General features: G+C 71.1%; 9 protein-coding genes. 4 read left to right on the top strand and 5 right to left on the bottom strand.

Annotation, left to right across the window (positions count from 1 at the left end; translation table 11 throughout):
* Positions 1–284 precede the first annotated feature (284 nt).
* On the top strand, positions 285–1118 hold the full coding sequence (locus D7V97_RS33595) for a dienelactone hydrolase family protein (protein ID WP_120614701.1): 834 nt from the start codon (positions 285–287) through the stop codon (positions 1116–1118).
* Positions 1119–1132: 14 nt separating this feature from the next.
* Here the strand turns inward: D7V97_RS33595 and D7V97_RS33590 are convergent, their stop codons facing one another.
* Positions 1133–1762 carry a CAP domain-containing protein gene (locus D7V97_RS33590; protein WP_120614700.1) on the bottom strand — a complete coding sequence of 210 codons (630 nt, stop codon included), beginning with the start codon at positions 1760–1762 and terminating at the stop codon, positions 1133–1135.
* Between the two features lie 120 nt (positions 1763–1882).
* Between D7V97_RS33590 and D7V97_RS33585 the strand changes: the two genes are divergently transcribed.
* From D7V97_RS33585 to D7V97_RS33575, 3 genes are all read left to right on the top strand, one after another.
* Entirely contained in the window at positions 1883–2095 is a 213-nt protein-coding gene (locus tag D7V97_RS33585) for a hypothetical protein (RefSeq protein ID WP_120614699.1), read from the top strand.
* 49 nt (positions 2096–2144) lie between these two features.
* Positions 2145–2825, top strand: a complete 681-nt coding sequence (locus tag D7V97_RS33580; RefSeq protein ID WP_120614698.1) for a tetratricopeptide repeat protein — start codon at positions 2145–2147, stop codon at positions 2823–2825.
* 70 nt (positions 2826–2895) lie between these two features.
* The gene (locus D7V97_RS33575) at positions 2896–3873 is read left to right on the top strand and encodes a hypothetical protein (RefSeq protein WP_120614703.1); all 978 of its coding nucleotides are present in this window, start codon (positions 2896–2898) and stop codon (positions 3871–3873) included.
* Here D7V97_RS33575 and D7V97_RS33570 read toward each other — a convergent pair.
* The 4 genes from D7V97_RS33570 to D7V97_RS33555 form a co-directional block, all read right to left on the bottom strand.
* Entirely contained in the window at positions 3867–4526 is a 660-nt protein-coding gene (locus tag D7V97_RS33570) for a CAP domain-containing protein (protein ID WP_233583385.1), read from the bottom strand. The two genes, D7V97_RS33575 and D7V97_RS33570, sit on opposite strands and share 7 nt — an antisense overlap.
* A 63-nt stretch (positions 4527–4589) precedes the next feature.
* A complete protein-coding gene (locus D7V97_RS33565) occupies positions 4590–5918 on the bottom strand; it encodes a DUF1552 domain-containing protein (protein WP_120614696.1) in 1329 nt (442 codons plus the stop codon).
* Complete coding sequence (locus D7V97_RS33560) at positions 5915–7558, bottom strand: DUF1592 domain-containing protein (RefSeq protein WP_233583384.1); 1644 nt, start codon at positions 7556–7558, stop codon at positions 5915–5917. The genes D7V97_RS33565 and D7V97_RS33560 overlap by 4 nt, the downstream gene beginning before the upstream one ends.
* A gap of 262 nt (positions 7559–7820) precedes the next feature.
* A complete protein-coding gene (locus D7V97_RS33555; RefSeq protein ID WP_199729024.1) occupies positions 7821–9965 on the bottom strand; it encodes a M3 family metallopeptidase in 2145 nt (714 codons plus the stop codon).
* Positions 9966–10004 lie beyond the last annotated feature (39 nt).

Here is a 10004-nt window from a genome sequence, read left to right as displayed (position 1 = left end):
CCCGGCGCCCGGCAAGACCCCGGCGAAGACGCCGCCCCCGCCCGCGACGAAGTAATCACCGCCGCACCCATCGCTCCCGCATCACGATGACGGGAGCGACGGAGACGAGGGCCGGACGTGGGGGACACCCTCCCTCGCGCCGGCCCTCTTCGCGTTCCAGGGGGACACCGGAACGGGAACGCGCTGGCGCCCCCGTCCCCACCGCGCTACGCCCGCGCGTGAGCACGCAACGGGCCCGCCGAAGCTCCGGGCCCCGAAAGGACGCGACGACGATGAGGCCGGACATGAAGAGGCTCACGTGGGTGCTGGCGGCGGCGGTGATGTTGGGCGCCTGCGCGACGGGCAAGCCGGCGGAGGTGGCGATTACGCCGTCCGCCACGGGCGCCGTCTCCGAGGAGGAGTTCAAGGCCCTGCACACCCTGCGCACGGACGCGGCCCCTGCTCGCAAGGGCCAGGAGATCGAGCTGCCCGGCGGCGCGAAGGCGTACCTGAGCCTGCCGGAGAACGCGAAGGGCCCCCTGCCGGGCATCATCGTCATCCACGAGTGGTGGGGCCTCAACGAGCACGTGCAGCACTGGACGGACCGGCTGGCGGCCGAGGGCTACGCCGCGCTCGCGGTGGACCTGTACGGCGGCAAGGTGGGCACGAACCCGGATGAAGCGCTCGCGCTCGTGAAGGCGGTGGATCCCGAACAGGCGACGAAGACGCTGCTGGCCGCGCACGCGTTCCTCAAGAGCGACCCGCGCATCCAGGCCCCGCGCACGGGCAGCATCGGCTGGTGCTTCGGCGGTGGCTGGTCCCTGCGCACCGCGATGGCGGTGCCGGAGTTGAGCGCGGCGGTCCTCTACTACGGCCACCCGGTGACGGACGCCCAGCAGCTCTCCACCATCAAGGCGCAGGTGCTGGGCATCTTCGGCACGAAGGACAAGTCCATCCCGCCGGAGACGGTGCGCGCCTTCGAGAAGGCGCTGGAGGACGCGGGCGTGCGCAGCCGCATCCTCGAGTACGACGCGGACCACGCCTTCGCCAACCCCTCCGGCGGGCGCTACGACGAACGCTCCGCCTCGGCGGCCTGGGCGGAGACGTCCGCGTTCCTCGCGCGCACCCTCAAGCGTTGACGCAGGCGCCTGCGTCAGTAGGGCCGCTGGCCCACGTAGTTGCCCGGCGGCGCGTAGTTGCACACCCAGAAGTCCCACGCGGCGTTCCCCCCTCCGAAGGGCGAACCCGTCGTGCAGCGCTTCACCGCGCAGCCCAGGCGGGTGCTGTTGCGCCACACCACCTGCGTGTAGTGGCCGCAGACCTTGCTCGTCGCGCAGGTGTTCTTCGCGTAGTCGTAGTCCTTCGCCTCGTCCACCCAGCCCTTCACCGCGCCCTTCGTCGTCTGGTAGTCCGGTGTGGCGGCGGCGATGTTCTCGCCCGCGTTCCCCCGGTTCGGGTTGTGCTCGAAGCTGCAGTTGTCCGCCCACCCCTGCGCGACCGCCGCCACGGTGGCGTCCCAGGTGAGCGGGGCCAGGGCGGGGGACGGCTGCGGCAGGGCGCTGGCCCGGGCCGCGTTGTGGGCCTCCAGCATGTCGGTGGCGAACTGCGTGGGCCCCACCGGCCCCGCGTCGGAGGTCGTGCCCGCGTCGCTCGTGGCACCGGCGTCGAGGCCCGCGTCCACGGTGTCATCCGGCGTATCCCCGTCAGGGATGCAGGCGACCAGGAGGAGCGGCGTGAGCAGGGCGGCAGCGGACAGGGGACGGAAGGAGAAGAGGCGGCGCATGGGTTGGATTATCCGCGCGCGGGTGGGTGTGCGAGCAAGCGGACAGCAGTCGGATGCTGCGATGGAGGGCGGCCTGCCGCGCTGTGCTAGGGTCGGCTGTCCAGTCAGGAGAGACGCGACATGAGCCAAGACGAATCCCGCGCGCGCAAGGTCCAGACGGCCCTGGAAGGGAACGATGAGTTCAGCACCTTTTCCATCGACCCCGACCTGAAGAAGCTGAAGATGAAGCTGGACCTCCAGGCGAACGCCCAGCACCAGCAGTCCGGTCGCCCGGAGAGCGCGCCCAAGTCGGGCATGTTCATGCGGCTGTTCCACAAGATGTTCCGGGGCTGAGCGTCCCATCCGGGGGTCCTCCGGCGGAGGCTCGGCCCGGCGGAGGGTGATGATGGTGAAGGAGTCCTACCGCGCGCAGTGGGAGCGCTCGCGGGCGTACCTGGAGACCGGCGACCTGGGGCTTGCCCTGCAGGAGCTGCGCGACGGGCTGACGCTGGCGCCGGATGACGCGTTCCTCTGGGAAGAGGTCTTCAACCTGTCGCTGCTCGGCGGGCTGACGCAGAACGCCCTGGCCGCCGCCGTGAAGCTGCGCGAGCTGGCGCCGGATGACCCCCGCTTTCTCGGCATGCACGCCATGGCCGCGATGCTCGCCGGCAAGCTGGCGGACGCGCTGCCCCTCTTCGAGGAGGTGCTCCGTCGCGAGCCCGGCTCGGTGGAGGCCCGCCGGCAGCTCGCGCGGGCGCTGGATGTCGCGGGCCAGCGCGGCCGGGTGCGCGCGCTGCTGGAGGAGGCCGTGGCGATGGCGCCCACGGAGACGGGCGCCCCCAACGACCTCGCGGTGCACTACCTGGACCACGTCCCGGGCGAGGGGCCGGCGCTCGCCGTGCGCGTCCTCACCCCCGTGGTGCAGGCGCACCCGAAGGATCCGTCCACGCACTTCAACCTGGCGCTGGCCCATCGGGTGAGCGACCCGGACCGGGCGCGCTATCACGTGCAGCGGGTCCTGAAGGGCGACGACAAGGAGCTGAAGGAGCAGGCGCGGCAGCTGCTGACGATGCTTCCAGGCTGAGCATCTCCGAGCCTCGGAGCCTCCGGGCCCCCCGTGTCAGGGGCGCCCGGCGGTGGCCGTCCCGGCGGCCATGGATTTCCAGAGACAGACCCTGAAGACGCGCTCCGCCGTGACCTCCCTGTGCTGGAGCGGCGATGCGCTCGTGGATCCGGTGGACGGCGGCGTGCGCTACCACCTGGACGGCACCTGCTTCGACCCGCACGTGCGCTTCGCCTTCCGCTTCGACCGCGCGGTGATGTCGCCGGACGGCCGCTACAGCGTCCTGTACGAATCGCTCGGGACGACGGGGCTGCTGCTCGAAGGCACCCGCGTGGTGCGCCAGCTCCAGCGCGACTTCTACCAGGCGAACGTCTACGACTACCCCGTCGCCCTGCACACGCTCCCGAGCGGCCGCACGCTGCTGGCCCACTGTCCGGAGTCCTACTGCGTGCTGGAGCTGGAGGACGCCGCGACGGGCGAGCGCCTCACGAAGCGCACGAATGATCCGGTGGACTTCTTCCACTCGCGGCTCCAGTTCAGCCCGGACGGGCGCTACCTGTCGAGCGCGGGGTGGATCTGGCACCCGGTGGACGCGATGTCGGTGGTGGACGTGTCCCGCGCGCTGGAGGACCCCGCCGCGCTGGACCGGGCCGACCTGATGGACGGCGTGGAGCAGGGCCTCTTCTTCCTGTCCGGGACCTTCGGTGCGCGTGACACGCTCGTCTTCGTCCGCGTGGACGAGTCCCGTGAGGGCGACACCTTCTACCTGGGCACGTACTCGCTCGCGGAGCGGAAGCTGCTGTCGGAGGTGCCGCTGGAGGAGCCCGCGGGCCCGCTGATGGTCGTGGGCACGGAGCACGTCGTGGACTTCCACCAGCACCCGAAGCTGGTGGAGCGCGCCACGGGCCGCGTCGTGCAGCGCTGGCCGGACCTGTCCACGGGCCTGGCGCTGAGCAGCATCCGCCACCACCTGCCGGCCTCGCCGCCGTTCGCGATGGACCCCGCGAACCGCCGCTTCGCGGTGGGCACGGCGGACGGCATCGAGGTCATCACGCTCGCGGCTCAGTAGGGCTTCTGGCCCACCCAGTTGCCCGGCGGCGCGTAGTTGCACACCCAGAGCTGCCACGTGCCCACGTTCGAGCCGAAAGGCGAGTTCTTCGTGCACAGCCGCGTCGCGCAGCCCACCGCCTGCGTGGTGCGCCACACCACCTGCGTGTAGTGGCCGCACATCTTCCCGGGCGCGCACTTGCCGCTCGCGGGGTCGTAGTCCGCGGACTCGTCCGCCCAGCTCTTCACCACCTGCGCGGTGGTCCACGTGTCCGGCGTCGCGGCGGCCAGGTTCTCCCCGAAGGTGCCCCGGTCCGGGTTGTGCTCGAAGCGGCACTCCTTCGCGTAGGCCTCCGCCTTGCGCGCGGCCTCGTCGGACCACACCAGCGCCGGCAGCGCGGGCTTCGGCGTGGGACGCGAGGCGCGGGCCCGCGCCTGGTTGTGCGCCGTCACCATGTCGCGCTTCAGGTCGGCGGCGGACGGCACGGGCTTGCGGGTGCCATCCGACGGCGTGGGCGTCGGGGTGGGCGCGGGCATCTTGCGCGCGGCGGCGTTGGCCGCGGACCGCTTCGTGGACGCGGAGACGGGACGCGAGGACTGCGTACTGGGGACACAGCCGAGCCACGGGGTCAGCAGCAACACGGCGAGCCCGCGGCGGAACACAGGAAGAGCCATGCGCGGAATCATCCCGCGTCGCGGCCCGCCGCGCAGCGACAAGTGAACGCGCCTGGGCGCACGCTACCCGTCCAGGCCGGGCAGGGGTCCCGTGCCGTCGTCCCCGAAGGTGTTCGTGGGCACGCCGAAGATGCGCAGCAGGGAGGTGTACAGGTTGGCCAGGGGGACGCCCTCGTAGCGCACGTGCCGTCCGGGGGAGAGCGCTCCGCCCGCGCGTCCCGCCAGCAGGATGGGCAGGTTCTTGTGCTCGTGCATGTTGCCGTCCGCGACCTCGCTGGAGAAGTACACGGCGCTGTGGTCCAGCAGCGTCCCGCCCTCCTCCTGCACGCCCTTGAGGCGCTGGAGGAGGTACGCGTACTGCTCCACCTCCCACTTGTCGATCTTCGCCAGCGCGTCGTAGTTGGCCTGGGCCTTCTGGTGGTGCGAGTAGGCGTGGTGTTCGCCGGAGAGCCCCAGGAACGAATACACGCGCTGGCTGCGCGCGTTGCCCAGCATGAAGGTGCACGTGCGGGTGAGGTCGCATTGGAACGCGAGCACGATGAGGTCCATCATCGCCTTCGTCTTCTCGCGGATGTCCTCGGTGTCCGCGGGCGGTGCGACCGCGCCGCACGTGGGGCCGGTGCCCTCCATCGCGTTGACGCGCAGCTCCAGCTCGCGCACGCCGGTGAAGTACTCGTCCAGCTTGCGCCGGTCCGTGGTGCCCAGCCGTCCCTGGAGCGCCTTCGCGTCGTCGCGCACGGCGTCGATGATGCTCAGGCCATACGCGCGCCGCTTCGCCAGCTCCGCCTGGCTGGCGGTGGGGTCGAAGTCCGCGAAGAGCCGGTCGAACGCGGCCCGGGGCTTCGTCTCCTTGGGCACCGGCGTGGACGGCCCCGCCCAGGCGATGTTGTTCGCGTACGGGCACGCATAGCCGGAGTCGCAGTTGCCAATGCCCTTGCCCGCGTCGATGCCCAGCTCCAGCGACGCGAAGCGCGTGGCCTTGCCCACGGTGCGCGCCAGCACCTGATCCATGGAGACGCCGGTGCGGATGTTGGAGCCCTCCGTCTTGAACGCCTTCACGCAGCTCAGGAACGCGGCCGTCGCGGCGGCGTGGTGGCCATCGCCGTCCGGCTTCCCCGGAAGGTTGTTCAGTCCGCTCAGCACCAGCAGGTCGTCCTTCACCGGCGCCAGCGATGCGAGCGTGGGCGTCAGGGCCCAGTTCGTGCCCACCGTCGTGGGTGTCCACTTCGGCATGTGGATGCCGCAGGGCGTGTAGAAGACGGCGAAGCGGCGCGGCGCGGGAGGCGCGGCGCGCGCCACGCCGGGGCGCATGACGTCCAGCAGGGGCAGCGCCATCAGCGCGCCCACGCCACGCAGCAGGGTCCGGCGGGACAGGACGGGGGGGCGGCTCATGGCTTCGTTCCTCCGGGGGACTCGCCCCGCCGTTGCAGGAACGCGTCGCTGCGGACGATGGCGAGCAGGTAGTCGGCGAGGCGGCCGCCGTGCGACTCGGCCTCCTTCGAGATGGCGCGCACGGTGCAACGGTCCGCGTCCTCCGCGCCCCGGCCGAGCGCGTAGGACAGCAGGTGGCGCGTCATGCACGCGGACAGGTCTGGGTCCTGCTTCACGACGGCGCGCAGCTCCACCACGCCCGTGAAGGTCTTCCCACCGGGCAGCTCTCCGCTGGGGTCCACCACCGCGCCGCCCTCCTCCTTCACGCGCCAGCGGCCCACCGGATCAAAGTTCTCCATGCCGAAGCCCAGCGGATCCATCAGCGTGTGGCACCCCGCGCACGTGGGGTCCGCGCGGTGCTGCCGCATGCGCTCCTTGATGTTGAGCGTGGGGTCGACAGACGGGGCCAGCCCGCCCGCGTCGGGCGGCGGCGGGGGCGGGCCCTTGCACAACAGCTGCTCCAGCACCCACACCCCGCGCTTCACCGGCGAGGTGCGATCCGCGTTGGCGGTGACGGTGAGCAGCGCGCCCTTGCCGAAGAGGCCCGCGCGCTCCGGGTGGCCCTCCAGGCTCACGCGCGTCATCGCGTCGGTGCCCACGGGAGGCAGCCCGTAGTGCGCCGCCAGCCGGTCGTTCACGTAGGTGAAGTCCGCGTCCAGCAGGTCCTTGAGCCGGTGGTCCCCGGTGATGAACTCCTGGAACAGCAGCTTCATCTCCTGGCGCATCGCCTGGCGCAGCGGCTCGTCGAAGCCGTAGCGCGGCTCCGGCTGGGCGAAGTCGAGCGCGCGCGTGTAGAGCCACTGCCCGGCGAAGTTGTCCACCAGTGCCCGGGCCCTGGGGTCCGCCAGCATGCGCCGCACCTGCGCCTCCAGCACCGCGGGCTCGTGCAGCTGGCCGGCCTCCGCGGCCTTCAGCAGCGCTTCGTCCGGCATGCTGCTCCAGAGGAAGTAGGACAGGCGGCTCGCCAGCTCCGTGTCGCTCACGGGATGCGGCGCGGTGGACGTGGGCGCAGGGTCCAACTCCACGCGGAAGAGGAAGTTCGGCGACACCAGCACCGAGCGCAGCGCCAGCTTCACGCCCACCTCCGGCGCATCCCCGTGCTGCTTCGCCACCGCGACGAAGCGCACCAGGGTGTCCACCTCACCCGGCGTCACCGGCCGTCGCCACGCGCGACGGGCGAAGTCCTGGAGCAGGGCGCGTGCGCAGGGCTCCGGCGTGGCGGGGTCCAGTTCGCAGGTGCGCAGCGTGCCCTTCGCCCACGCGGCCTCCACCAGTTGCTGCGCCGCGTGCGAATACTTCTCCATCAACAGCGGGGACATGCTGAGCACGTCCGCGTTGTTGTCGAAGCCGAAGCCGTGGTCGTCCGGGGGGAAGTCCTGCGCGGGCGCACGGGTGTCGCCCAGCAGGTCGCGCACGGTGTTGTCGTACTCGGCGCGGTTGAGGCGGTGCAGGGTGACGCGGCCCGGGTCCCGCGGCTGGCCGCGACACGCGGCGTCCAGCGGATCCACCGGCGTGCCATCCGGATCCGTGGGACCGGGCAGCACCCGGGCCTTCGGGAGGGACGCGTCGCAGCCCGCGAGCAGCACCCCCGCGAGGGCCACCCCCGTCCATCTCCAACCCCGAGCCCTCACGTCGCGCGCTCCTCCACCGGGCCTTCACACGCGAGGCCGCAGGTGAGCGCGCTTCAAGCAAAAGCCTCTCCAGTCGCCGGGTGATGACGGCTGGACGGCGGGCTCCATCCCCGGGGTGGGGATGAGGGACGACGCGGGCCCGGGAGGAGAAGAGAAGTTCCCCGAAGGGGTGAAGCGAGCGCGACACGGTGGCGAAGCGCGCCACCGTGCCGCGTGCCCTGTCAGGCGACGGCTACTTCGTGTCCTTCGCGGTGTCCGTCGTCTTCGCGGCGGTGCCATCCAGGTAGGCGCGGAAGGCCTCGAAGGCATACGGCCGGCCGAGGAAGTCCTGCACCAGCTCCGCGGCGGGCTTGGAGCCGCCCGGATCCAGCACGGTGTGGCGGTACTTCAGCGCGGTGTCGCGGTCCAGGTAGCCGTTCTTCTGGAACTCGGACTCCAGGTCCTTCGCGATGACGGAGGACCAGAGGTACGTGTAGTACGCGGCCGAGTACCCATCCAGGTGTCCGAACGCGAGCTCGAAGTGCGTGCCGTCGCGGAACTCGTGGCGGAAGGGGCTGAGCTTCTTCTGCAGCTCCGACAGCACGGCGGCCGTGTCGAAGCCCGGCGCGCGCGAGTAGTACTGGAGGCTGACCGCGGACAGGAACAGCTGGCGGCGCGCCCACAGGCCCGTGCCGAACTCCTTCGACGCGCGCAGCTTCTCCACCAGCTCCGCGGGGATGGGCTCGTTCGTCTCGTGGTGCCTGGCGAAGCTCTTGAGCACCTCCGGCTGCTGCGCCCACTCCTGGAGCAGCATGGACGGCGTCTCCACGAAGTCGCGCTCGGTGGAGATGCCGGAGATGGGCGTCCACTTCTGGTGCCCGGAGAAGATGGTGTGCATCAGGTGACCGAACTCGTGGAAGAACGTCCCCACCTCGTCGTGCGTCATCAGGTCGCCGGGGCGCGGGAAGTTGCACACCAGCACGCCCTCCGGCAGCCGCTTGTCGGCTTCACCGGTGATCAGGTCGAACTGCGCCGCGTGCTTGTACTTGTCGTTGCGCGGGTGCATGTCCAGGAAGATGCGGCCCAGGGGCTTGCCGCCCTCCAGGACGTCGTATGCCTCCACGTCCGCGTGCCACGTCTTCACGTCCTTCACCGGCTGGAAGACCACGCCCCAGAGGCTGGAGGTGATGGCCATCACGCCGTCCTTCACCCGCGCGTACTCCAGGTAGGGCCGCACCGCCTGCGAGTCGTAGCCGAAGCGCTCCGCGCGCACCCGGTCCTCGTAGTAGTCCTGGTCCCACGGCTCCACCACGGTGGCGCCCTTCACGTCCTTCTTCTTGCGCGCCAGCAGCTCCGCCATCTCCTTCTTCGCGCGGGCCTCCGTCGCCTGCGCCAGCTGGTCGATGAAGTCCGCGGCCGCCTGCTGCGTGCGCGTCATCCGCGTCTCGGTGGTGAAGGCCGCCCAGTTGGCGTACCCCAGCAGCGTGGCCAGCTCGTTGCGCTTCGCGATGAGCTGGGTGAGCACCTCCTGGTTCTTCGGGAACGCGCGCTGCCGGTACGCGCGCCACAGCTTCTCGCGCGCCTTGGCGTTCTTCGCGTACGTCATGAACGGGAAGTAGTCCGGGTAGTTGCTGCTGATGACCACCTTGCCGTCCGCGCCCGGCGCGTGCGCCTTCTTGTAGTCCTCCGGCAGCCCGTCCAGCTCCTTGGGCGCGAAGGCCACGGTGCGGATGTCCTCGGCGATGTTCTGCCCGAACTGCTGGCCCAGCTTGAGGATCTCGTCGTTGAGCGCCTTCACCTGCTGGCGCGTGGGCTCGTCGCGGTCCACGCCCACGCGGCGGAAGTCCAGCAGCGCGCGGTCCACCCAGTGGCGCGTGGCTTCGTCCGACTTGGACAGGTCCACCAGCGACAGCGCGTCATAGACGCCGCGGTCCTGGGACAGCGCCACGTTGGCCGCGTCCACCTGCTGCTCGCACTCGCGGGACGCGTCGCGCATGGCGGCGTCCGGGTGCACCTCGTGCGTGAGGCCGGAGCGGTTGGACGCGTTGATGAGCGCCGTCTGCGCCTCGTCGTACGCCTTGAGCACCGCCTGCCCGTTCGTCTTCGCGTCCAGCTTCTTCAGCGCGACCACCTGCGCCTGGGCGCGCTCCAGGTCCGCCTTGCACAGGGCCTTGAACGCGTCCGGCGTCCCCGCCAGCGGCTCGGAGCCCTTGAAGGGCGCCAGCTGGGTCTTCGCCGCGTTGGCGGCGATGCGGGCCTGGGCCTCGCGGTTCTGGGTGATGCTGCCGTTGGAGCAACCCGTCGCGGCGAGCGCCGCCACGACGGTGAGCGCGGGGATTCTCAAAGGGGCTTCCTCCACAAATGGACTGACGTGAAACGCCGGCCCGTCATGCCACATCCCCACCCCTCTCCGCCCGTCCGCAGTGAACGGCCACCC

The sequence above is a fragment of the Corallococcus sp. CA053C genome, from assembly GCF_003611675.1.
In the GTDB taxonomy this organism is placed as follows: Bacteria; Myxococcota; Myxococcia; order Myxococcales; family Myxococcaceae; genus Corallococcus.
Note: the sequence above shows the minus strand (reverse complement) of the source record. Positions and strands in the feature narration are given on the sequence as shown.